The 21,064-nt window shown below is 61.8% G+C and carries 20 protein-coding genes and 1 pseudogene; 7 read left to right on the top strand and 14 right to left on the bottom strand.

The genetic code is table 11. The features are described 5' to 3' along the window. Window positions 1-146: 146 nt before the first annotated feature. Genes BN1119_RS20030 through glyQ form a run of 3 tightly spaced genes read right to left on the bottom strand, consistent with a single transcriptional unit; the run spans window position 147 to window position 3,639 of the window. Window positions 147-572: a hypothetical protein gene (locus tag BN1119_RS20030; protein ID WP_209434908.1), complete on the bottom strand. Its 426-nt coding sequence runs from the start codon at window positions 570-572 to the stop codon at window positions 147-149. Window positions 573-630: 58 nt separating this feature from the next. Beyond that, window positions 631-2,700 carry a glycine--tRNA ligase subunit beta gene (glyS, locus tag BN1119_RS10585; protein WP_041997670.1) on the bottom strand — a complete coding sequence of 690 codons (2,070 nt, stop codon included), beginning with the start codon at window positions 2,698-2,700 and terminating at the stop codon, window positions 631-633. 9 nt (window positions 2,701-2,709) lie between these two features. Then, complete coding sequence (gene glyQ, locus BN1119_RS10580) at window positions 2,710-3,639, bottom strand: glycine--tRNA ligase subunit alpha (protein ID WP_041997669.1); 930 nt, start codon at window positions 3,637-3,639, stop codon at window positions 2,710-2,712. 188 nt (window positions 3,640-3,827) lie between these two features. Between glyQ and BN1119_RS10575 the strand changes: the two genes are divergently transcribed. After that, a complete protein-coding gene (locus tag BN1119_RS10575) occupies window positions 3,828-4,406 on the top strand; it encodes a DNA-3-methyladenine glycosylase I (protein WP_041997668.1) in 579 nt (192 codons plus the stop codon). 57 nt (window positions 4,407-4,463) lie between these two features. Here the strand turns inward: BN1119_RS10575 and BN1119_RS10570 are convergent, their stop codons facing one another. Then, the gene (locus BN1119_RS10570; protein WP_041997666.1) at window positions 4,464-5,024 is read right to left on the bottom strand and encodes a cysteine hydrolase family protein; all 561 of its coding nucleotides are present in this window, start codon (window positions 5,022-5,024) and stop codon (window positions 4,464-4,466) included. A 279-nt stretch (window positions 5,025-5,303) separates the two neighbouring features. Here BN1119_RS10570 and BN1119_RS10565 point away from each other — a divergent pair, with 279 nt between their 5' ends. Then, on the top strand, window positions 5,304-5,960 hold the full coding sequence (locus BN1119_RS10565; protein WP_041997665.1) for an OmpA family lipoprotein: 657 nt from the start codon (window positions 5,304-5,306) through the stop codon (window positions 5,958-5,960). 156 nt (window positions 5,961-6,116) lie between these two features. Here the strand turns inward: BN1119_RS10565 and BN1119_RS10560 are convergent, their stop codons facing one another. The 4 genes and pseudogenes from BN1119_RS10560 to tusA all read right to left on the bottom strand — a co-directional run bounded on the left by BN1119_RS10560 (window position 6,117) and on the right by tusA (window position 6,968). Then, a complete protein-coding gene (locus BN1119_RS10560; protein WP_041997663.1) occupies window positions 6,117-6,224 on the bottom strand; it encodes a RidA family protein in 108 nt (35 codons plus the stop codon). Window positions 6,225-6,234: 10 nt separating this feature from the next. Continuing rightward, window positions 6,235-6,324 (bottom strand): annotated as a pseudogene (locus BN1119_RS10555) (endoribonuclease L-PSP); the annotation flags it as partial. A 28-nt stretch (window positions 6,325-6,352) separates the two neighbouring features. Then, complete coding sequence (locus tag BN1119_RS10550; protein ID WP_041997662.1) at window positions 6,353-6,697, bottom strand: RidA family protein; 345 nt, start codon at window positions 6,695-6,697, stop codon at window positions 6,353-6,355. A 25-nt stretch (window positions 6,698-6,722) separates the two neighbouring features. Further along, window positions 6,723-6,968 (bottom strand): sulfurtransferase TusA, encoded by a 246-nt coding sequence (gene tusA, locus BN1119_RS10545; protein WP_041997661.1) that lies wholly within the window; start codon window positions 6,966-6,968, stop codon window positions 6,723-6,725. A gap of 171 nt (window positions 6,969-7,139) precedes the next feature. Between tusA and BN1119_RS10540 the strand changes: the two genes are divergently transcribed. Next, complete coding sequence (locus tag BN1119_RS10540; protein WP_041997660.1) at window positions 7,140-7,331, top strand: hypothetical protein; 192 nt, start codon at window positions 7,140-7,142, stop codon at window positions 7,329-7,331. 68 nt (window positions 7,332-7,399) lie between these two features. On the opposite strand, the gene BN1119_RS10535 is transcribed toward BN1119_RS10540, so the two are convergent. The 6 genes from BN1119_RS10535 to BN1119_RS10510 form a co-directional block, all read right to left on the bottom strand. Then, window positions 7,400-8,638, bottom strand: coding sequence for an ABC transporter substrate-binding protein (locus tag BN1119_RS10535; RefSeq protein ID WP_041997659.1), 1,239 nt, complete (start codon window positions 8,636-8,638; stop codon window positions 7,400-7,402). A gap of 116 nt (window positions 8,639-8,754) precedes the next feature. Then, the gene (locus tag BN1119_RS10530; protein ID WP_041997657.1) at window positions 8,755-10,194 is read right to left on the bottom strand and encodes an ATP-binding protein; all 1,440 of its coding nucleotides are present in this window, start codon (window positions 10,192-10,194) and stop codon (window positions 8,755-8,757) included. Between the two features lie 34 nt (window positions 10,195-10,228). Then, window positions 10,229-10,951: a response regulator gene (locus BN1119_RS10525; protein ID WP_041997655.1), complete on the bottom strand. Its 723-nt coding sequence runs from the start codon at window positions 10,949-10,951 to the stop codon at window positions 10,229-10,231. Window positions 10,952-11,287: 336 nt separating this feature from the next. Further along, window positions 11,288-12,451, bottom strand: coding sequence for an acetyl-CoA C-acyltransferase FadA (fadA, locus tag BN1119_RS10520; RefSeq protein WP_041997653.1), 1,164 nt, complete (start codon window positions 12,449-12,451; stop codon window positions 11,288-11,290). A gap of 21 nt (window positions 12,452-12,472) precedes the next feature. Then, on the bottom strand, window positions 12,473-14,620 hold the full coding sequence (gene fadB / locus BN1119_RS10515) for a fatty acid oxidation complex subunit alpha FadB (RefSeq protein ID WP_041997651.1): 2,148 nt from the start codon (window positions 14,618-14,620) through the stop codon (window positions 12,473-12,475). Window positions 14,621-14,824: 204 nt separating this feature from the next. Then, the gene (locus BN1119_RS10510; RefSeq protein ID WP_041997649.1) at window positions 14,825-16,762 is read right to left on the bottom strand and encodes an acetoacetate--CoA ligase; all 1,938 of its coding nucleotides are present in this window, start codon (window positions 16,760-16,762) and stop codon (window positions 14,825-14,827) included. A 190-nt stretch (window positions 16,763-16,952) separates the two neighbouring features. On the opposite strand from BN1119_RS10510, the gene pepQ reads away from it, so the two are divergent. The 4 genes from pepQ to hemG are packed head-to-tail and all read left to right on the top strand — an operon-like array spanning window position 16,953 to window position 20,920. Beyond that, complete coding sequence (gene pepQ, locus BN1119_RS10505; protein ID WP_041997671.1) at window positions 16,953-18,275, top strand: Xaa-Pro dipeptidase; 1,323 nt, start codon at window positions 16,953-16,955, stop codon at window positions 18,273-18,275. Beyond that, window positions 18,275-18,892 carry a YigZ family protein gene (locus BN1119_RS10500; RefSeq protein ID WP_041997647.1) on the top strand — a complete coding sequence of 206 codons (618 nt, stop codon included), beginning with the start codon at window positions 18,275-18,277 and terminating at the stop codon, window positions 18,890-18,892. The genes pepQ and BN1119_RS10500 overlap by 1 nt, the downstream gene beginning before the upstream one ends. Window positions 18,893-18,930: 38 nt before the next feature. After that, entirely contained in the window at window positions 18,931-20,388 is a 1,458-nt protein-coding gene (locus BN1119_RS10495; protein ID WP_041997645.1) for a TrkH family potassium uptake protein, read from the top strand. 7 nt (window positions 20,389-20,395) lie between these two features. Then, window positions 20,396-20,920 carry a menaquinone-dependent protoporphyrinogen IX dehydrogenase gene (gene hemG, locus BN1119_RS10490; RefSeq protein WP_041997643.1) on the top strand — a complete coding sequence of 175 codons (525 nt, stop codon included), beginning with the start codon at window positions 20,396-20,398 and terminating at the stop codon, window positions 20,918-20,920. The last annotated feature ends 144 nt before the right edge of the window (window positions 20,921-21,064 follow it).

The raw sequence follows: 21,064 nt of genomic DNA, 5'->3' as shown, positions 1-21,064 counted from the left end.
TGATTAGACCACTACACTCTCGGTTTAAGGAAAGTGTGAGGTGAGTGAGTTGTCAAAGCTGGGGTTGGGTGGGTGTCCCAGCTTTTTAGGCTGATCTGGCGTGAACGGGCGATGGTCATGGCGGCTCTCTCCTCGGGTCTCTCGGTTTAAGGAAAGTGGAGGGAGAGTGAGTTGTCAAAGCTGGGATTGGGTGGGTGTCCCAGCTTTTTTTTATTTTCCAACACATCAATAGTTGTTTGTAGAGCCCGTTCCAAATGTTGTGATCTTGGCTCGATGTCTTTGCAATGAGCAAATTCGAGCTGCATGAGTTTAAGAATAGGAACGGAAGCGAAGGCGTATTGTTTGTACCTCTGTAATTGGTAAATAGCAGCGATTTGCTGAGCCATTTTAATTGTCCGACCTGATTCATCTGCACCAGAAGCGAGACATACCATTTTGTGGAATGCCTCGTATACGCGTTGCTCTTGATCACGAGCACGTTGGTCAATCCATTTGAATAAACCAATTACAAAAGCGATCCCAGTGCCACAAGCTGTGATAAGTGAAATGTATTTAAGTGCTAACTCCATCATTCCTCCTAGTAAAACGGCGCCTCGCGGCGCCGTTTTTATATCACTTACCCAACCAGAATCACTGCAACAGCGAGATATCCGCGACTTGCAGGAACAGGTTGCGCAGGTTGTTCAGCAGCGCCAGACGGTTGGCCTTGAGGGCCTCGTCATCGGCCATCACCATCACTTCGTTGAAGAAGGTATCGACCGGCTCGCGCAGGGCGGCCAGACGGGTGAGGGCGGCCTGATAGTCACCGGCGGCGAACAGCGGGGCCAGTTCGGCCTGCAGTTCGGCAACCTGGGTGGCCAGCGCCTTCTCGGCGGCATCGACCAGCAGTTCCGGTTTGACGGCAGTCGGCAGTTCGCCTTCGACCTTGGCCAGGATGTTGCTCACGCGCTTGTTGGCGGCGGCCAGGGCCAGGGCGGCATCCAGGGTGCGGAAGTGGCTGACGGCCTTGACGCGACGATCGAAGTCGAGCGGACGGGTCGGGCGGCGGGCCAGTACGGCCAGCACCACGTCGGCACCGATGCCTTCGTCCTGATAGGCGGCACGGAAGCGGCCCAGCATGAAGTCGACCACGTCGGTAACGACGGTTTTGTTGGTCAGCTTGTCGCCGTAGACGCGTACCGCTTCTTCAACCAGTTCAACCAGATCCAGATCCAGTTGCTTCTCGGTCATGATGCGCAGGGCGCCGATGGCGGCGCGACGCAGGGCGAACGGGTCCTTGTCACCCTTGGGCAGCATGCCGATGCCGAAGATACCGGCCAGGGTGTCGAACTTGTCGGCCAGCGCGACGGCGCAGGCAACCAGACCGGACGGCAGGGCATCGCCGGCAAAGCGCGGCATGTACTGCTCGTTGAGGGCCACGGCCACTGCTTCGTCTTCGCCATCGTGACGGGCGTAGTGCATCCCCATGACACCCTGGGTGTCGGTGAACTCGCCGACCATGTTGGTCATCAGGTCACACTTGGAGAGCAGACCGGCACGCTTGGCCTGAGCCACATCGGCGCCAATACGCTCGGCGATAAAGCCGGCGACGGTCTCGATACGCTCGACCTTGGCCCGGACTGTGCCCAGCTGTTGCTGGAACAGCACGGTTTCAAGGCGCGGCAGGCGGGAGGCCAGGGTCTGCTTGAGGTCGGTCTTGAAGAAGAACTCGGCGTCAGACAGACGGGGGCGAACCACCTTCTCGTTGCCGCTGATGATCTGGCTCGGGTCTTTGGACTCGATGTTGGTGACGAAGATGAATTTGGGCAGCAGCTTGCCGTTCTTGTCGTAGACCGGGAAGTACTTCTGGTCACCCTTCATGGTGTGAACCAGCGCTTCAGCGGGAACGGCCAGGAACTTCTCTTCGAAGTTGGCGGTCAGTACCACAGGCCATTCGACCAGTGCGGTGACCTCTTCCAGCAGGGCGTCATCCAGATCGGCCACGCCACCGAAGGCGGCAGCGGCCGCTTCGGCGTCAGCCTTGATCTTGGCCTTGCGCGCCATAAAGTCGGCAATCACCATGCCGCGCTCCTGCAGGATCTGCGGGTACTGGCTGGCGTTGTCGATGGTGAATTCGCTCTCGCCCATGAAGCGGTGGCCGCGAAGGGTGCGGGCAGAGTCGATACCCAGAATGTGGGCGGGCACCAGATCCCCATCCAGCAGCAGGGTCACGGTAAAGACCGGACGCACGAACTGGATGGTCTTGTCGCCCCAGCGCATCATCTTCGGGATTGGCAGTTTGGCCAGCGCCTGGCTAACCAGCTCGCCCAGCAGATCTTTGGCCGGACGGCCTTCGACCTTGGCGGTGTGAACCAGCCACTCACCCTTGTCGGTGACCAGACGCTCGGCCTGTTCAACGGTGATGCCGTTGCCACGGGCCCAGCCTTCGGCAGCCTTGGTCGGCTTGCCGTCGGCATCGAACGCCTGCGCCACGGCCGGGCCGCGCTTCTCGACGCTCTTGCTCGGCTGTTCGCCGGCCAGCTCGTGCACCTTCAGCGCCAGACGGCGCGGTGAGGCAAACCACTCGACGTCGCCGAAGGCCAGATCGGCCTTGGTCAGTTCGGCTTTGAAGTTGTCGGCAAAGGCTTCGGCCAGGGAGCGCAGGGCTTTGGGCGGCAGCTCAGCAGTGCCGATCTCTACCAGAAATGTATGTTGTGCCATGTCCGTTCCTTAACCTTGCTTGTTCTCGTTGCTGCCACGTTGGCACATCGGGAAGCCCAGCGCTTCGCGGGAGGCGTAGTATGCCTCGGCCACAGCCTTGGTCAGGGTGCGAATGCGCAGTATGTAGCGTTGACGCTCGGTGACCGAGATGGCCTTGCGGGCATCCAGCAGGTTGAAGGAGTGAGCTGCTTTGAGGATGCGCTCGTAGGCAGGCAGCGGCAGCGGTTTTTCCAGAGCCAGCAGGTGCTGGGCTTCCTTCTCGTACTGCTCGAAGCAGTGGAACAGGAACTCCACATCGGCGTGTTCGAAGTTGTAGGTGGATTGCTCCACTTCGTTCTGGTGAAACACGTCGCCGTAGGTGGTCTTGCCCAGCGGGCCGTCAGACCAGACCAGGTCGTAGACGCTGTCCACGCCCTGGATGTACATGGCCAGACGCTCGAGACCGTAGGTGATCTCGCCGGTGACCGGCTTGCACTCGAGGCCGCCAACCTGCTGGAAGTAGGTGAACTGGGTCACTTCCATGCCGTTCAGCCACACTTCCCAACCCAGACCCCAGGCACCCAGCGTCGGGTTTTCCCAGTTGTCTTCCACGAAGCGGATGTCGTGGATCTCGGGATCCAGACCTAACTCTTTCAGGGAGCCCAGATAGAGTTCCTGAATGTTGTCGGGGGAGGGCTTGATGATCACCTGGAACTGGTAGTAGTGCTGCAGGCGGTTCGGGTTCTCACCGTAGCGGCCGTCAGTGGGACGGCGGGACGGTTGTACGTAGGCGCAGGCGATGGGCTCCGGGCCCAGGGCACGCAGGCAGGTCATGGGGTGGGAGGTACCGGCACCCACTTCCATATCCAGCGGCTGAATGATGGTACAGCCCTGGCGGGACCAATAGTCCTGCAACTGCAGGATCAGGCCCTGAAAGGTTTTGACATCGAATTTTTGCATAGTGTTTTTCGCGCGAAATGAAATCAGAGCAAGATTTGCTGAATGTGAACCGAAGGAGTATACCGTCTGGCATGGTCGGATAATAGGCGAAATTACAGAGGATTAGTGGGGCTATGCCGCCGCTTGCCCTATGATGTCGCCGACGCAAGCGGCCTGCCGATGGCCAATGAAATGACAAGGGAGAGGAAATGGAACTGCGCTGCGCCTGGGTGACCAAAGACCCGGAATACATCGAATACCATGACAAGCAGTGGGGCAGGCCGGTCCGTGACCCGCGGGAGCTGTTTGCCAAGCTCTGCCTCGATGGTCAACAGGCGGGGCTGTCGTGGATCACCATCCTCAAGCGCACCGAGAGCTACCATCGCGCCTATGCGGATTTTGATCCGGTGCGCATCGTGCAGTTCGACGAGCAGGATGTGGAGAGATTGATGCAGGACAGCGGCATCATCCGCAACCGGCTCAAGGTGCAGTCGATCATCAAAAACGCCCGCGCCTATCTGGCGCTGGAGGCGGAAGGCATCGACTTCGTGGAGTATCTGTGGGGCTTCGTGGGCGGCAACCCCATCGTCAACCAGCGCCAGGGCAACGGTGACATTCCGGCGACCTCACCGGAGTCGGATGCCATGTCCAAGGCCCTCAAGAAGCGTGGCTTCACCTTCGTCGGCAGCACCATCTGCTACGCCTTCATGCAGGCGGTGGGGATGGTGAACGATCATCTTGTGACCTGCCCCTGCCACGCCGAATGCCAGCAAGGGACGGCGAAGTGAAGGGGGAATGAACGAAGAAGGGAGGCTTGGGCCTCCCTTCTTCTTTGTGAGATCGCATCAACTGGGCTGAAGGGTGTGACTCAGCGCATCGCACACCTCGTCGCTGCTCATCAGCCGCACGAAGGGGCCGGCCAGGGTGGCGTTGTGGTGGGCGATGATCTGGGCGGCGGTCAGTTGCGGCGTGTCCATGCAGGTGTGGGCATCGCTCACCAGCACCACGGCGTAGCCAAGATCCGCCGCCGCCCGGCAGGTGGTGTCGATGCAGTACTGGGTCTTCATGCCGGTGACGATCAGGGTCTGCACCCCGTCCTCCTTCAGCCAGCCATCGAGACTGGTGCCATGAAAGGCGCTGGGACGCTGCTTGTCGAACACCCGATCGGCCTCGCCGACCACCAGCTCAGGGACAAGCTGCCAGAGCGGGCTGCCAGCGGCGATGGGGCTGCCGGCCGGGCCCGTGTGGCGCACCGCCAGCACGGGGAGACCGGCACTACGGGCCGCCTGGCTCAGGCGATTGATGTTGGCCAGGGTCTCGGCCCCGGCATGGGGTGCCTCCGGGCCGTGAAGGAGGCCCACCTGGATGTCGATGATGAGCAGGGCTGGGCGGGAAAGGGATGACATGGCATGGCTCCGTGAGAAAGGTCACCCACTCTGGGGCCATGGGCTCTTGTGAGACAACCCCGCATCTGGGGGAGGCAAGCGCTGTCCCATATTGCCCTCTCTGCCGTGGTGATGGCGCCGCGCCAGCTCCATCTGTCATGCAGGCCTCTGGCATGATGAAGGGTCATCGGCTGCCAGCTCTCTTGCTCATATCCGAAATGCGCGCGTCACACCTTGGCGTCCCCCTGGGTTAGAATGCGCAGCCATCGGCTAGAGTCGTTCTTTTTCAGAGGTTTTTTCATGCATTTCAAGAAACTGGTTCCTGCACTTGCCCTGACCGTCGCCATCACTGGCTGTACTACCAACCCCTACACGGGCGAGCAGCAGACCGGCAAGTCCGCCTGGGGTGCGCTGGCCGGCGCCGCCACCGGCGCTGCCGTGGGTGCGCTCTCCTCCAGCAAGGGTGATCGCAAGAAGGGCATCCTGACGGGCGTGGCCGCCGGCGCCGCCCTGGGTGGCGGTATCGGTTACTACATGGATGTGCAGGAAGCCAAGCTGCGGGAGAAGCTGCAGGGTACCGGCGTCAGCGTCACCCGTAACGGCGACCAGCTGATCCTCAACATGCCGAACAACGTCACTTTCGACAGTTCGAGTTCCCAGCTCAAAGCCGCCGGGGCCAACACCCTGTCCGGCGTGGCCATGGTGGTGGCCGAGTTCGACAAGACCCGCCTGAACGTGGTCGGTCACACCGACAGCACAGGCTCCCGCGAGCTGAACATGAAGCTCTCTCGCGATCGCGCCGATGCCGTCGCCGCCCAGTTGATTGGCCAGGGGGTTTCCGGCAGCCGCATCGCCATCAGCGGTGTGGGCCCGGATCAGCCGGTCGCCACCAACAGCACCGCCGCCGGCAAGGCCCAGAACCGCCGGGTGACCATCACCCTGACCCCGACCGCCTAAACGGTCCGGTTCGACGCCAACAGAAAGGCCCCGCCAGCGATGGCGGGGCCTTTTGTTTGGGCCGTTGAGAGCAATGGCGCCTTGTTTTTTTGCTTTGCTCCCTTCTCCCCTTGCGGGAGAAGGGCTGGGGATGAGGGGGCAGGCATCCGGCTCGGCTTAGACGGCGGCGGTCAGCTGCACTTCCACCCTGTAGCCTTCGTGGGCGAGGCGGGCCTGTACGCAGGCGCGCACGGGGGTGGTGTCGGCATCAGGGGAGCCAGGCATCCCGCTCGGCTTAGACGGCGGCGGTCAGCTGCACTTCCACCTTGTAGCCTTCGTGGGCGAGGCGGGCCTGTACGCAGGCGCGCACGGGGGCGGTGTCGGCGTCAGGGGAGCCCGGCATCCCGCTCGGCTTAGACGGCGGCGGTCAGCTGCACTTCCACCTTGTAGCCTTCGTGGGCGAGGCGGGCCTGTACGCAGGCGCGAACGGGGGCTGTGTCGGCCGGGATCCAGGCGTCCCACTGCTCGTTGAAGGCTGCGATATCGGCGATGTCCTTGAGATAGATGTTGGCCATCAGGATCTTGTCGACCCCGGAGCCGTTGGCTTCCAGCAGGCGCTGCAGGCTGGTCAGCACCTCGCGGGTCTGCTGGTGGATGTCGGCGGTCTCGCTGGCGGGGACTTCCACCACATAGAGGGTGCCGTTGTGGATGACAACATCAGACCAACGGGCCGTGGTGCCGATTCGGGTAATCGTCATGGTGCGCTCCTGGGGAGAGGGGGGCTTATTGACCCTTGCGGATCAGGTAGCGGTAAGGGGCCTGCTCTGTCTCGCTGGCGATCAGGGTGTGATCCATGAAACGGCAGAAGCTGGGAATGTCACGGGTGGTGGAAGGGTCATCGGCGCTGACCAGCAGGGTCTCCCCTTGGGTCATGGTCCGAACGCGCTTGCGCACCATCATCACGGGTTCCGGGCAACGGAGCCCGATTGCATCCAGTTCATGGTTTGCGTCGCAGAATAAATCACTCATCTCTAATCAACCTTCAACCTAATTCGCTGCCAATGATACCCAAGGCTAAAAAATAATCAAACCGGTGGGGCCAATGTCAGGCGATGATACCAAAGTTGGCCCCGGCTCTATGCTGCCGTGACCTGACGAGTAATATAAAAAATGCACCATATTCAACAAGGAGGTATGAATATGATCCAGTCACAAGGCAGATTGCAGGCCTATGCGGCCATGGGGTTTCTGGCGTTTTCCATGATAGTGCTGGGCAGCCCGATCGGAAACACGGGCACCTGGTTTGGCTCCATGGTGATGATTGGGTTGGGGCTCTGGATTGAGCTGAGCGACTACTACGAGGATGACGAGGACGAGAACGACCCCTCCTGATTTCGGCTTATCCTTCCCATAGCGACAGAGGCGGATCATCATCCGCCTCTGTCGTCTTTGGCCGCCGGTCAGCGGGCCGAGCGAATGGCCCGCGCCAGGTGGTGGGCCGTCAGTTCGGCGCTGGCCCGGCCATCGTTGAAGAAGTTGCCTAGCACATCCATGATGGCCTGGCGGGTGTTGGTCGGGGTGGCCATCCCCTCCGCCATGCTGGGCAGCAGGGTACCGCTCTGCTCCGCGGCCTTGAAATCCTGGTATGACTTGATGGCGCAGCGATCGAAGCGCTTCATGTCCGGCTCAACGAGCGCCGGGATCGACCCCTTGACCCGGTTGAAGGCCTGCTGGAAGTGCGGGGTCATCAGCAGCCGGGCCAGCTCGCCCTGGGCCTGCAACTGGGCGGGATCCCGCTGCTTGAACATGGCGATGGAGTCCAGGTTGTAGCTGAACAGCCCGGCACTGCCCGGGCTCGGCAGGCACTCGACATCTTCACCCGGGCGGTAGTTGCCTGCGCTCAGCTCCCCCTTCACCCAGTCCCCCATCACCTGCATGGCGGCTTCGCCTGTCTCCAGCTGATTGGTGGCCTGGTGCCACTTCAGACCGACGAAACTCTTGGGCACATAGGCGCGCAGCTGGTGGAAGCGTGACAGCACCCGCACCATGTCCGGGCCGGTCAGGGTCGCCTCATCCTGCTCGAGGAAGGCCTTGCGGTAGAAGTCGACGCCGCCTTCCCCCAGTGCCACCGCCTCGAACAGCACCGTCAGTTGCCACCCCTCGTTGCCGATGGCGAGCGGGGTCACTCCCTGCGCCTTGAGCTGCTCGGCCACCGCCACGAACTGGTTCCAGTCGGTGGGAGGGGTCAGCTCGAGTCGCTCGAACACCTTGCGGTTCAGCCAGAGCCAGTTGACCCTGTGAATGCCGGTGGGCACCGCCATCAGGGCGCCGTTCTGGCTGAGGGTGTCCCGCACCATGGGGGGCAGTCTGGCGTACCAGCCCAGGTGCTCGGCCATGGGGGTGAGGTCGCGCAGGAAGCCAAGCCCGGCCCACTCCTTGAGTTCATAGCCCTTGAGGTGCGCCGCCTCCGGTGGGTTGGCCGCCAGGGCCCGGCTTTTCAGCACCGTCATGGCGCTCTTGCCGCCGCCGCCCTGGATGGCGAAGTCGTTCCATTGATTGCCAAGGGCCGCCCATTCGGACTTGAGCTCGGCCACCGCCTTGGCCTCGCCACCTGAGGTCCACCAGTGCAGCACCTCGACCTGGGAGGCGCCGACGGGCAGGGAGAGCAGGGCAACAATGGCAAACGGGAACAACTTCATACTGTGACAGCCTTGATGAAAGGAGAGTGGCCGGTGCCGAGCGCACGCCACCCGTGCAGCACTCCGACACGCAGGGAGAGCGGGGTGATGACAGAAAAAGACAACCACTCCATACATTACTGCCTTGGTAGGGAGAGAGTGGCCTGCAGGCCGCCCTGGGGGCGATTTTCCAGCACCAGATCGCCGCCGTGGGCGTGGGCGATATTACGGGCTATGCCCAGACCCAGGCCGGTGCCAGCCTGATCCGTACTGAGACGGACATAGGGCTCGAAGATGCGCTCCAGCTGATCCTCCGGCAGGCCGGGTCCCTCGTCCATGATGAAGAGGATCAGCATCTCCTCGTCATCCATGATGATGATGCGCACCCGCTCGCCATACTTGATGCCGTTGTCCACCAGATTGCCGATGCAGCGCTTGAGGGCCAGGGATTTGCCGCGGTAGGGCCACTTGCACAACCCTTCTATGGTGAGCCGTTCCTCGTGCAGGTTCATGGCCTCGGCCATCTGTTCGAGCAGGGCGTTGATGTCGATATCCTCGATGTTCTCGTGGATGTCGGTCTCCTTCACCGTCTGCAGAGCCCCCTTCACCATCAGTTCCAGCTCGTCGAGATCCTTGTTGAACTTGGCGATCTGGGCCTCGTCGTCCAGCAGCTCGACCCGCAGCCGCAGCCGGGTGATGGGGGTCTTGAGGTCGTGGGAGATGGAGCTGAACAGCCGCTCCCTGTCGTCGATATAGCGGCGGATGCGCTGCTGCATGATGTTGAAGGCGCGGGTCGCCGCCACGATTTCCGAGGCGCCCTCTTCCTTGAGCGACGGCTGATCTATGTCCTTGCCAAGATTGACCGCCGCCTTGGCGAGGCGGCGCAGCGGCCGGGTCTGCCAGCGTACCAGCAGGAAGGTGAAGAAGCAGAGGAAGACCGTCATCAGGGCGATGAAGCGCACCTGGTTGCTCGGCATCACGGTATCGTCGAGGGTCATGTAGGGGGCGGGCAGCAGGGCGGCCAGATAGAGCCACTCTCCCGGCTCTATCTCTATCTGGGTCACCAGCACGGGCGGATTGATGGGCTCGAGCGACAGTGTGTAGCGGGCCCAGGAGGAGGGCAGGTCCGCCAGCAGGGTGTCGTTGTTGAACACATGGAGATCGTCGGGGCGCGAGAAGTCCACCTTGATGGCCATGGCGTCGGAGAGCTTGCGACTGAGCACCCCCTGGACCTCGCTCAGCACCAGGGTCTTGCGCTCGCTGTCCGGGATGGCGCTGATGTGGATCTCCTCCTCGTTCAGGGAGACGAAGAAGCGGCTGCCCCCCATGTTGCGCAGCTGATCCAGGGCGATATGGCGGTACTGCAGGGGCAGGGACTTGAAGAAGTTGACGGTGGAGGCCGCCGACAGCGCCAGGTTGCGGGTGGTGCTGATCATGCCCTCCAGCTCCCGCTTCTGGATCTGCTGCATCCAGATGCCGGTGAGAATGGTCTGGGAGAGCAGGATGGCCAGCAGCAACAGCAGCAGCATCCGCGACAGCAGAGAGCGGGGCATCAGCATACGCCAGATCTGGGCCATTATGAGTGCCCCACGGGGCGGGTGCGCCTGATCCTCATGGCAGCTCGTGCACTTCCGCGATCAGCATGTAGCCGCTGCCGCGTATGGTCTTGATGATGCGCGGGCTCTTGCCGTTGTCTCCCAGCTTCTGGCGCAGGCGGCTGATCTGCACGTCGATGCCGCGCTCCATGGGCAGGCTCTCGCGACCGCGGGTGGCGTCCGAGATGGTGTCTCTGTCCAGTACCTGGCCCGGCTGCTGCAAGAACATGTTGAGCAGCACGAAGTCGCTGCCGGAGAGATCCAGCAGGCTGCCATCTTCGTGGGTGAGCTGGTGGCTCAGGGTGTCCAGGGTCCACTCGGCGAAGCGCAGCCGACGGCTCGGCTCCTTCTCTTTCTCCGGCTGGCGGAATTCGGCGCGGCGCAGCAGCGCCTTGATGCGAGCCTGCAGCTCGCGCGGGCTGAACGGTTTGGCGATGTAGTCGTCGGCGCCAAGCTCCAGACCGATCACCCTGTCTGCCTCGTCGGAGGCGGCGGTCAGCATGATGATGGGGACCTGGGAGTCGCGACGGATCTGCTGGCAGAGGGTAAAGCCGTCGTCGCCGGGCATCATGATGTCCAGAATGATGAGGTCCGGGCTGTGCTGGGCGAGCTGCTGGCGCATCTCGTTTCCTTCCGCCGCCATCAGTACCTGAAAGCCGGCCCGGGTCAGGTATTCGTTGAGCAGCTCGCGGATCTCTTGGTCGTCATCGACGATCAGCAGTTGTTTGCTCGTTGACATATGTATGTGCATCCACCCATTTTTTTGTGCAGATTGAACCTGTCAGGGGGGCAAAAAGCAAGCAAACCCCCCATCTAATGTGACGTCAGGGGGGTATCGCCGCCGATTTGCCGCACTGAACGAAAAAAGGCCGACCCAAACGGGGCGGCCAAGCGCAGATTCCGACGGCAGGAACGCACCCCGTGTGGTGCGCTCCACAGACTCGACAGCGGGATCGGCAGGCCGACCCCGGTATGGGTGATGGCGCCGCTGCGCCGGGAGGCAGGGCGACCTTCAGTCTGTTGTTGCCACCCCAAGGTGGCGCCCCTGACCGGCGAACCGGTCAGGGGGATTCACTTACACCCGCTCGAACACGGTGGCGATGCCCTGACCCAGGCCGATGCACATGGTGGCCAGACCCAGGTTGGCGTCCTTCTCTTCCATCAGATTGATCAGGGTGGTGGAAATGCGGGCGCCGGAGCAGCCCAGGGGGTGACCCAGGGCGATGGCGCCGCCGTTCAGGTTCACCTTCTCGTCCATCATCTCCAGCAACCCCAGATCCTTGGCACAGGGCAGGGACTGGGCGGCAAACGCCTCGTTCAGCTCGATCAGGTCGATGTCGGCCATGGTCAGACCGGCGCGCTTGAGCGCCTTCTGGGTGGCCGGTACCGGGCCATAACCCATGATGGCGGCATCGCAACCGGCCACCGCCATGGATCGCACCCGGACGCGAGGGGTGAGGCCCAGCGCCTTGGCGCGATCCGCGCTCATCAGCAACATGGCGGCGGCGCCATCGGACAGGGCAGAAGAGGTGCCGGCGGTGACGGTGCCGTTGACCGGGTCGAACACAGGGCGCAGCTGGCTTAAGCCATCGACCGTGGTCTCCGGGCGGATCACCTCGTCATAGTCGTAGAAGAAGCGGGCGCCGCTGGCGTCATGCCCTTCCAGCCCGACGATCTCCCTGGCGAAGCGTCCTTCCACGGTGGCGGCGTGGGCGCGGCGATGGGAGCGGGCGGCAAACTCGTCCTGCTGTTGACGGCTGATGCCGTGCAGCTTGCCGAGCATCTCGGCGGTCAGCCCCATCATGCCGGAGGCTTTGGCCACGGATTTCGCCATGCCGGGGTGGAAGTCCACCCCGTGGCTCATGGGCACGTGGCCCATGTGCTCGACGCCGCCGATGATGAAGATGTCCCCGTCACCGACCTGGATGGCACGGGAGGCGTCATGCAGCGCCTGCATGCTGGAGCCGCACAGGCGGTTGACGGTAACCGCCCCCACCTGTTTCGGGATACCGGCCAGCAGGGCGGCGTTGCGGGCGATGTTGAAGCCCTGCTCCAGGGTCTGCTGCACGCAGCCCCAGTAGATGTCCTCGATCTCGTTCGGGTCGAGGTTGGGGTTGCGCAGCAGGATGGATTTCATCAGGTGTGCGGACAGGTCTTCTGCACGCACGTTGCGAAAGGCTCCGCCCTTGGATCGGCCCATGGGGGTCCGGATACAGTCGACAATGACTACGTCTTTCATGAAGGGATCTCCTTTGGGCAATCAGTAGAAGGTGTTGCCCTGGGCGGCCATCTCACGCAGCTTGTCGCTGACGCGATAAAGGGGGCCCAGGTCGGCATACTGGTCGGCCATGGCGACATAGCGATCCAGACCGATAGTGTCCAGATAGCGGAACACGCCACCACGGAAGGGAGGGAAGCCCAGGCCGTAGACCAGCGCGATGTCGGCCTCGGCCGGCGTCGCGACTATGCCCTCTTCCAGACAGAGCACCACTTCGTTGATCATGGGGATCATCATGCGGGCGATGATGGCGTCCTTGTCGAACTCCTGTTTTGCCTTGGCGATGGGGGCCAGCAGCTCGTAGCTGGCGGCGTCGGCCACCTTCTTCGGCTTGCCCTTCTTGTCCTGCTCGTAAGCGTAGAAACCCTTGCCATTCTTCTGACCGAAGCGGCTCGCCTCGTACATGACGTCGATGGCGGTACGACCCTCCTTGCTCATGCGAGTCGGGAAACCCTGGGCCATGACATCACCGGCATGGTGGCCGGTGTCGATGCCGACCACGTCCAGCAGGTAGGCGGGGCCCATGGGCCAGCCGAACTCCTTCTCCATCACCTTGTCGACGGCGGCGAAGTCGGCGCCATCGGCAACCAGCTTGGTGAAGCCGAAGAAGTAGGGGAAGAGCACGCGGTTGACGAAGAAGCCCGGGCAGTCGTTGACTACCACAGGGGACTTGCCCATGGCGGCGGCGTAGGCCACCACGCGGTTGATGGTGTCGTCCGACGTCTGCTCGCCGCGGATGATCTCCACCAGTGGCATACGGTGCACCGGGTTGAAGAAGTGCATGCCGCAGAAATTCTCGGGGCGCTTCAGGCTCTTGGCCAGCAGGGAGATGGGGATGGTGGAGGTGTTGCTGGCGAGCACGGCGTCGTCGCCGATCACGCCTTCCACTTCACTCAGCACGGCCGCCTTCACTTTCGGGTTCTCGACCACGGCCTCGACCACCACGTCCACATGCTTGACGTTGTCATAGCTTAAGGTCGGGGTGATGGCGGAGAGCACCTGGCCCATCTTGATGCCGTCGATGCGACCGCGCTCGAGCTGGCCATTGAGCAGCTTGGTGGCCTCATTCATGCCAAGCGCCAGCGCTTTCTCGTTGATGTCCTTCATCACCGCCGGGATGCCCTTGCTGGCAGACTGGTAGGCGATGCCGCCCCCCATGATGCCGGCACCCAGCACGGCGGCATGGCCGGTGGCCTTGTTCGCCTGCTTGGCGGCCTTCTTGGCCAGCGCCTTGATGTGCTGATCGTTCAGGAAGATGCCGACCAGCGCCTTGGCCACGTCGGTCTTGGCCAGCTTGATGAAACCTTGCGCCTCGACGTTGAGGGCCTCGTCGCGACTCATGCCGGCGGCAGCCTCGACGGTTTTCACCGCAGTCATGGGCGCCGGATAGTGTTTTCCGGCCACGGCGGCAACCATGCCGGCGGCGGTGGTGAAGCTCATCATGGCTTCCAGCTTGGAGAGGCGCAGCGGCGCCTTCTTGGCGGCGCGACGGCTCTGCCAGTCCAGCTTGCCCGCGATGGCGTCTTTCATCATCTGCACCGCAGCGCTGTGCAGCGCGTCCGGGGCGACCACGGCATCGATGGCGCCCACCTTGAGGGCGTCATCGGCACGGTAATCCTTGCCGGTGGTGATCCACTCCAGGGCGTTGTCGGCGCCGATGAGGCGCGGCAGACGGACTGTGCCGCCAAAGCCCGGCATGATGCCGAGCTTGGTCTCGGGCAGGCCTATCTTGGCGCTGGTGTCGGCCAGCCGGAAATCGGTGGAGAGTATGGTCTCGCAGCCGCCGCCCAGGGCGTGGCCCTTGATGGCGGACAGGGTCGGCACCGGCAGGTCTTCGATGGCGCTGAAGATGTCGTTGGCCTTTTTCAGCCAGCCGAGCAGATCTTCCTGCGGCAGGCTGAACAGTTCCAGGAATTCGGTGATGTCGGCGCCGACGATGAAGGCGTCTTTGCCGGAAGTGAGGATCAGACCTTTTAGTTCACGTTCTTGTTTTAATGCGGCGATCGCTTCGCTCAGGGAGAGCAGGGTAGCGCGATCCAGCTTGTTGACTGAACCCGGGGCATCGAACCTCAGCTCGGCAATGCCGTCTTCGAGGTAGCTGACCGTCAGGGTTTCGCCTTGGTAGATCATGAGAGTGTCTCCTTGTTCCCACATGGTGGGGGGTGGTGCTCCTTTATCCCCAGCAGGGGGCGAGGCTCACTATTGATCCAAAGCATGACAATTTCAACACCTATTTAAAACATTCGTTTAACAGTGTTTGAGTAAAAGCTCTCCATCACAAAACGGGCAAAAGAGAGGCGCCTCGTGGCGCCTGCTCGCGACATGTGTCGTTGATCAGCTGGCCAGTTCCGGCCGGTTGCGATACTGGTTCAGCACCTCGGGATCGGCCAGGGCATGGGTGTTGTTGACGGGTCTGTTGTGCACCACTTCCCGCACCGCCAGCTCGACTATCTTGCCGGACTTGGTGCGGGGAATGGCATCCACCTGCAGGATGCGGGCGGGGACATGGCGGGCGGTGCAGTGCTGGCGCACCTGCTGACGAATGCGCTCGCGCAGCGCGTCGTCCAGCTTGCAGCCTGCCTTGAGCTTGACGAACAGCACCACCCGCTCGTCCTGCTGCCACTGCTGGCCGATGACGATGCTCTCCTCGACCTCGTCGAGCTGCTCCACATAGCGGTAGATCTCGCTGGTACCGATGCGCACGCCCCCCGGATTGAGGGTGGCGTCGGAGCGGCCGTAGAACAGGATGCCGCCGGTGTCGGTCAGTTCAATCCAGTCGCCGTGGCACCAGACGTTGTCGAACCGTTCGAAGTAGGCGGCGTGATACTTGTCGCCGTTCTCGTCACCCCAGAAGTAGATGGGCTGGGCCGGGAAGGGTTTGGTGCAGACCAGCTCGCCCTTCTCCCCCTGCACCGGCTGGCCCGCTTCGCTGAATACCTGCACCGCGAGACCGAGGCCGCGTCCCTGGCTCTCGCCGCGATAGACGGGGCTCAAGGGGTTGCCGATGACGAAGCAGGAGCAGATGTCGGTGCCGCCTGAGATGGAGCTGAGCTGAACGTCCTGTTTTATCTGTTGGTAGACGTAGTCGAACCCTTCGGGAGAGAGCACGGAGCCGGTGCTGCAGATCAGCCGCAGGGCAGGCAAGTCGTGGGTGTTTATGGGGGCATAGCCCTGCTTGTGCAGGGCATCGAGATACTTGGCCGAGGTGCCGAACAGGGCAACCTGCTCGTCGCGGGCGAGATCCCAGAGCACGTTGCCGTCCGGGTAGAAAGGCGAACCGTCGTAGAGCACCAGGGTGGCACCGGAGGCGAGGGCGCTCACCAGCCAGTTCCACATCATCCAGCCGCAGGTGGTGAAGTAGAAGATCCGCTCCCCCGGCTTGATGTCGCAGTGCAGCTGATGCTCTTTCAGGTGTTGCAGCAGGGTGCCGCCAATGCCGTGCACGATGCACTTGGGTTTGCCGGTGGTGCCGGACGAATAGAGGATGTAGAGCGGGTCGTTGAAGGCCATGGGGTCGAAGACGAGCTGGGCGCCATGCTGGCTGGCCAGCAGCTGATGCCAGTCGTGCCCCAATGGCAGAGGCTGACCCAGCAGGGGGATCATCACAGTCTGCTCTATGCTGTCGATCTGGGCGACCACGGCGGCGACCTTGCTCTGGATGTCGATGGCCTTGCCGCCGTAACGATAGCCATCCACGGCGAACAGCACCCGCGGCCGGGTCTGGCCAAAGCGCTCCACCACGCTCGCCTCGCCAAAATCCGGGCTGGTGGAGGTCCAGATTGCGCCCAGGCTGGTGGTGGCCAGCATGGCGACCACGGTCTCGGGGATATTGGGCAGATAGGCGGCCACCACGTCGCCGCGGCCTATGCCCTGACTGCGCAGCCACTGGGCCAGCCTGGCTACCTGCTCCCCCAGTTCGCGCCAGCTCAGGGTGCGGCTGGCGCCATCCTCGATGCGAGAGATGATGGCGGGACTCTCGTCCTGACGGCGCAACAGGTTCTCGGCGAAGTTGAGGCGGCTGTCGGGGAACCAGCGGGCGTGCTGCATCTCCTGGCGGTTCTCCGCCACTATGTCCCCCAGCTCGCCCTTGACGCCGCAGTGCTGCCAGACCAGTGGCCAGAAGCGGGTGGTTTTCTCCACCGACCACTGATACAGCTCGGCGTAGCTTTGCAGTTGCAGGCCATGGAAGCGGTTGACCTCGCCCATGAACTGATGAAGGTTGGATTGGCTGATCCTGGCCTGGTCCGGCTGCCACAGACGGCGGTTGTGCATGAGTGATCCCTGGCTGCATATATCTGATGGCAGTGTATTGAACTGTTTCTTATTTGTTAATGCCTGGTTTGTTTTTAATAACAATCCCTCCGTAACCCGTGCTTTACCTCACGAAGCGGCGGTGTGACGGGTCGAGGCCCCCCGAGCTTGATGTTATGCTGGGGTAACCACAATGTCGGAGCAGGATGCCATGAGCAGTTACAGCCAACTTTTCGCCCAGCACATAGAGACGCTGCAGCGCCGCAGCCGCGACATACTGCAACAGCAGGGGCTCAGCGGCCTGGCCATTCATGCCGGCCAGGCCCACCGCATCTTCCTCGATGATCAGGATTACCCCTTCAAGGTGAATCCCCACTTCAAGGCCTGGTTGCCTGTGCTGGACAATCCTCACTGCTGGTTGCTGGTGGATGGCGTGAACAAGCCCGTGCTGCTGTTCTACCGGCCGGTGGATTTCTGGCACAAGGTGGCGGACCTGCCCAATGCCTTCTGGGTCGACTTCTTCGACATTCGCTTCCTGACCCGGCCGGAGCAGGTGGCGGATCATCTGCCTGCCGACAGGCAGGGATGGGCCTATCTGGGGGGGCATCTCGAAGTGGCCGAGTTGCTGGGACTGACCCAGCCCAACCCGGAGGCCGTGCTCAACTACCTGCACTATCACCGTGCCTACAAGACGGATTACGAGCTGGAGTGCCTGCGTGAGGCGAACCGGCTCGGGGTACGTGGCCACATCGCGGCCAAGGAGTCGTTCATGGCGGGGGCGAGCGAGTTCGAGATCAATCTCGCCTACATGAAGGCGGTGGGGCAGGGAGCCAATGAGGCGCCCTACGGCAACATAGTCGCCATCAACCGCAATGCAGCCATCCTCCATTACACCCAGCTCTCCCATCAGCGGGTGGCCGATGCCGAACGCCACTCCTTCCTGATCGACGCCGGGGTGGACTTCCATGGCTATGCCTCTGACATCACCCGCACCTGGGCCTGGCGCCGGGGCGAGTTTGCCGATCTGATCGCCATCATGGATGAGCAGCAACGGGCCATCATCGATGAAGTCAGGCCGGGCCGCCGTTATACGGAGCTGCACCAGCAGATGCACCACAGGCTGGCGCGGGTGATGCAATCGGTCGAGCTGGTGGATATGTCGGTGGACGAGATGATAGGCACCGGGGTCACCAACGTCTTCTTCCCCCACGGTCTCGGCCACTTCCTCGGCCTGCAGGTACACGATGCCGGCGGCTTCATGCAGGACGAGCGTGGCACCCATCTTGCCGCGCCGGAGCAATTCCCCTACCTGCGCTGCACCCGGGTGATGGAGCCAGGCCAGGTGTTCACCATAGAGCCGGGTCTCTACTTTATCGACAGCCTGCTGGAGCCGCTGCGCCGCGGTGAGCAGGGCAAGCGGGTTAACTGGCACAAGGTAGAGGCGCTGCGACCGTTTGGTGGCATCCGCATCGAGGACAACATAGTGCTCCACAGTCATGGGGTGGAGAATCTCACCCGACAAGCGGGCCTCTGATGGCGTCGAGTTACCCGATCCCGGTGGCCGGTGTGGAGGTGAGCGAGGAGATCAAGAAGAGCCGCTTCATCACCCTGTTGGCCCATGTCCCGAGCGTGGCGGCGGCCAAGGCCTGGATAGAGGAAGTGCGCCTGGCTCATCCCTCGGCGCGCCATCACTGCTGGGCCTTCGTGGCCGGGGCGCCTCACGACAGTCAGGTCTATGGCTTCAGCGATGATGGCGAGCCCTCTGGCACCGCCGGCAAACCCATGCTGGCCCAGCTGATGGGCTCGGGGATAGGGGAGATTGCCGCCGTGGGGGTGCGCTACTATGGCGGTGTGCTGCTCGGTACCGGTGGTCTGGTCAAGGCCTATGGGGGCGGAGTCGGCATGGCACTCAAGGCACTCTCTACCCGGCAGAAGATAGCCAGGCGCCCCTCCCTCATCGAGTGTGATTATGGCGATATGGGGGTGATAGAGAGCCTGCTGCTGAGCCACGCCGGACAACTGCGTCAGTCGGATTATGGCCAGCGGGTACGACTCGAGGTGGAGTGGGCCGACGCCGATTGGCAGCAGGTCAACCGCATCTTGACCGATAGAACCCACGGACGGGTATCTCTGCAGCCCATAGATGGCTAGAATCCATCGCTGTTTCATTGTCGGGAGACGGGGCCTGCATGCACATTCTGAGTATTATCCGCATCGTTGGCCTGCTGGTGGCTCTGTTCAGCTCCACCATGCTGCTGCCGGCCTTGGTTGCCTTCGGTTATCGAGACGGGGGCGGTTCTGAGTTCGTCAGCGCCTTCTTCATCGCCCTGCTGCTCGGCTTGCTGCTCTGGTTTCCCAATCGCCACCACAAGAAGGAGCTCAGGTCGAAAGAGGGCTTCCTGATCGTGGTGCTGTTCTGGACCGTGCTCGGCAGTGTCGGTGCCCTGCCATTCATGCTGGGGGAGGTGCCGGACATGAGCGTGTCCGAGGCCTTCTTCGAATCTTTTTCCGGCCTCACCACCACGGGAGCGACCGTGCTGACCGGGCTGGATGAGCTGCCCAAGGCTTTCCTGTTCTATCGCCAGTTGCTGCAATGGCTGGGGGGCATGGGGATCATCGTATTGGCGGTTGCCATCCTGCCCATTCTCGGTATCGGTGGCATGCAGCTGTTTCGGGCCGAGATCCCGGGGCCGGTCAAGGACAACAAGGTGACCCCGCGTATCGCCGAGACCGCCAAGGCGCTCTGGTACATCTACCTGTTCATTACCCTCAGTTGCGCCCTGGCTTACTGGATGGCGGGGATGACGCTGTTCGATGCCATCTGTCACTCCTTCTCCACCGTGGCCATCGGCGGCTTCTCGACCCATGATGCCAGCATCGGTTATTTCAACAGCAGTGCCATCAATCTGATCACTGTGCTGTTTCTGATGGTGGCAGGGGTGAACTTTACCCTGCACTTCGCTGCCTTTGCCCACAGGCCGCTGCGGCTCTATGTCTATCTCAAGGATCCCGAGGTCAAGGTCTTCATCGGTCTCCAGATCGGCCTGACCCTGGTCTGCTTCCTGATGCTGATGCACCACGCCAACTACGAGAGCTGGTCAGAAACCCTGGACCACGCCCTGTTCCAGTCCGTCTCCATTGCCACCACGGCAGGCTACAGCACCACGGGATTCTCCGAATGGCCGCTGTTTCTGCCTGTGTTGCTGATGCTGGCCTCCTTCGTGGGTGGTTGTGCCGGCAGCACCGGGGGCGGCATCAAGGTGGTGCGCCTGATGCTGCTGCATCTGCAGGGGTTGCGGGAGCTCAAACGCCTCATCCATCCCCGTGCCGTTTATCGGATAAAATTGGGTAACAAGGCATTGTCGGAGCGGGTGATAGAGGCGGTATGGGGTTTCTTCGCCGCTTACGCCATCATCTTCATTCTCTGCATGCTGGGGCTGATCGCCACTGGCATGGATGAGCTGACGGCATTCTCTGCCGTGGTGGCCTCCCTCAACAACCTGGGGCCGGGATTGGGAGAGGTGGCTCCCCACTTCGCCAGCACGACGGATGCCGCCAAATGGATCATGATCATCGCCATGCTGTTTGGTCGATTGGAAATTTTTACACTTCTGGTACTGTTAACTCCTGCATTCTGGCGTAGTTGAGGTTGGTATGGATAAGATTTTGGTGCTTTATTCCTCTCGGGATGGCCAAACCCGAAAAATCATTGATGTCATGCTCGAAGAAATGCCGGGATGTGAGGTCGTCATGCATGATTTGCACAGCCTGCCCATGTGCAACCTCAGCAAGTACAAGAAGGTCTTGATCGGTGCTTCTATCCGCTACGGCCACTTCCATCCCAGCCTGCTCAGCTTCATCCATGCTCACCATGAACAGCTGGAAGTCGCCAATGCCGCCTTCTTCTGTGTCAACCTGACTGCCCGCAAGCCAGAAAAGCAGACACCGCAAACCAATGCCTATATGAAGAAGTTTCTGCAAAGCTCCCCCTGGAAGCCGAAGAATCTGGGGGTCTTTGCCGGTGCCCTGCAGTATTCCAAGTACAACTGGTGGCAGACTCTCATCATTCAACTGATCATGAAGATTACCGGTGGCAGCACGGATACCAGTCGGGACATCGAGTTTACCGACTGGGACAAGGTACGTATCTTCGCCCATGATTTCTGGCACAAGCGCTGAGGCGTGCTGTCAAACCCCTAGCCCCGCCCAAGCGGGGCTTTTCGTATGTTTTTTATGATAATTGGTGGATAAATCGACACTTGGTGCTGAATCTTCAGAAAAGCGCATTTTTTTGCATAAATCCCCTTGCCAGAAAGTTTCTGC

The organism is Aeromonas bivalvium, from assembly GCF_000819765.1.
In the GTDB taxonomy this organism is placed as follows: domain Bacteria; phylum Pseudomonadota; class Gammaproteobacteria; order Enterobacterales; family Aeromonadaceae; genus Aeromonas; species Aeromonas bivalvium.
Note: the sequence above shows the minus strand (reverse complement) of the source record. Positions and strands in the feature narration are given on the sequence as shown.

Excerpts from the sequence above, each read along its gene's own strand:
- BN1119_RS10540 (WP_041997660.1), top strand. The coding sequence starts at position 7,140 with ATGATCCAGTCACAAGGCAGATTGCAGGCCTATGCGGCCATGGGGTTT.
- fadB (WP_041997651.1), bottom strand. The coding sequence starts at position 14,620 with ATGATCTACCAAGGCGAAACCCTGACGGTCAGCTACCTCGAAGACGGC.
- BN1119_RS10565 (WP_041997665.1), top strand. The coding sequence starts at position 5,304 with ATGCATTTCAAGAAACTGGTTCCTGCACTTGCCCTGACCGTCGCCATC.
- glyQ (WP_041997669.1), bottom strand. The coding sequence starts at position 3,639 with ATGCAAAAATTCGATGTCAAAACCTTTCAGGGCCTGATCCTGCAGTTG.
- hemG (WP_041997643.1), top strand. The coding sequence starts at position 20,396 with ATGGATAAGATTTTGGTGCTTTATTCCTCTCGGGATGGCCAAACCCGA.
- BN1119_RS10495 (WP_041997645.1), top strand. The coding sequence starts at position 18,931 with ATGCACATTCTGAGTATTATCCGCATCGTTGGCCTGCTGGTGGCTCTG.
- BN1119_RS20030 (WP_209434908.1), bottom strand. The coding sequence starts at position 572 with ATGATGGAGTTAGCACTTAAATACATTTCACTTATCACAGCTTGTGGC.
- BN1119_RS10535 (WP_041997659.1), bottom strand. The coding sequence starts at position 8,638 with ATGAAGTTGTTCCCGTTTGCCATTGTTGCCCTGCTCTCCCTGCCCGTC.
- BN1119_RS10500 (WP_041997647.1), top strand. The coding sequence starts at position 18,275 with ATGGCGTCGAGTTACCCGATCCCGGTGGCCGGTGTGGAGGTGAGCGAG.
- BN1119_RS10510 (WP_041997649.1), bottom strand. The coding sequence starts at position 16,762 with ATGCACAACCGCCGTCTGTGGCAGCCGGACCAGGCCAGGATCAGCCAA.
- BN1119_RS10560 (WP_041997663.1), bottom strand. The coding sequence starts at position 6,224 with ATGCCTGGCTCCCCTGATGCCGACACCACCCCCGTGCGCGCCTGCGTA.
- BN1119_RS10570 (WP_041997666.1), bottom strand. The coding sequence starts at position 5,024 with ATGTCATCCCTTTCCCGCCCAGCCCTGCTCATCATCGACATCCAGGTG.
- pepQ (WP_041997671.1), top strand. The coding sequence starts at position 16,953 with ATGAGCAGTTACAGCCAACTTTTCGCCCAGCACATAGAGACGCTGCAG.
- BN1119_RS10575 (WP_041997668.1), top strand. The coding sequence starts at position 3,828 with ATGGAACTGCGCTGCGCCTGGGTGACCAAAGACCCGGAATACATCGAA.
- tusA (WP_041997661.1), bottom strand. The coding sequence starts at position 6,968 with ATGAGTGATTTATTCTGCGACGCAAACCATGAACTGGATGCAATCGGG.
- BN1119_RS10530 (WP_041997657.1), bottom strand. The coding sequence starts at position 10,194 with ATGGCCCAGATCTGGCGTATGCTGATGCCCCGCTCTCTGCTGTCGCGG.
- BN1119_RS10525 (WP_041997655.1), bottom strand. The coding sequence starts at position 10,951 with ATGTCAACGAGCAAACAACTGCTGATCGTCGATGACGACCAAGAGATC.
- fadA (WP_041997653.1), bottom strand. The coding sequence starts at position 12,451 with ATGAAAGACGTAGTCATTGTCGACTGTATCCGGACCCCCATGGGCCGA.
- glyS (WP_041997670.1), bottom strand. The coding sequence starts at position 2,700 with ATGGCACAACATACATTTCTGGTAGAGATCGGCACTGCTGAGCTGCCG.
- BN1119_RS10550 (WP_041997662.1), bottom strand. The coding sequence starts at position 6,697 with ATGACGATTACCCGAATCGGCACCACGGCCCGTTGGTCTGATGTTGTC.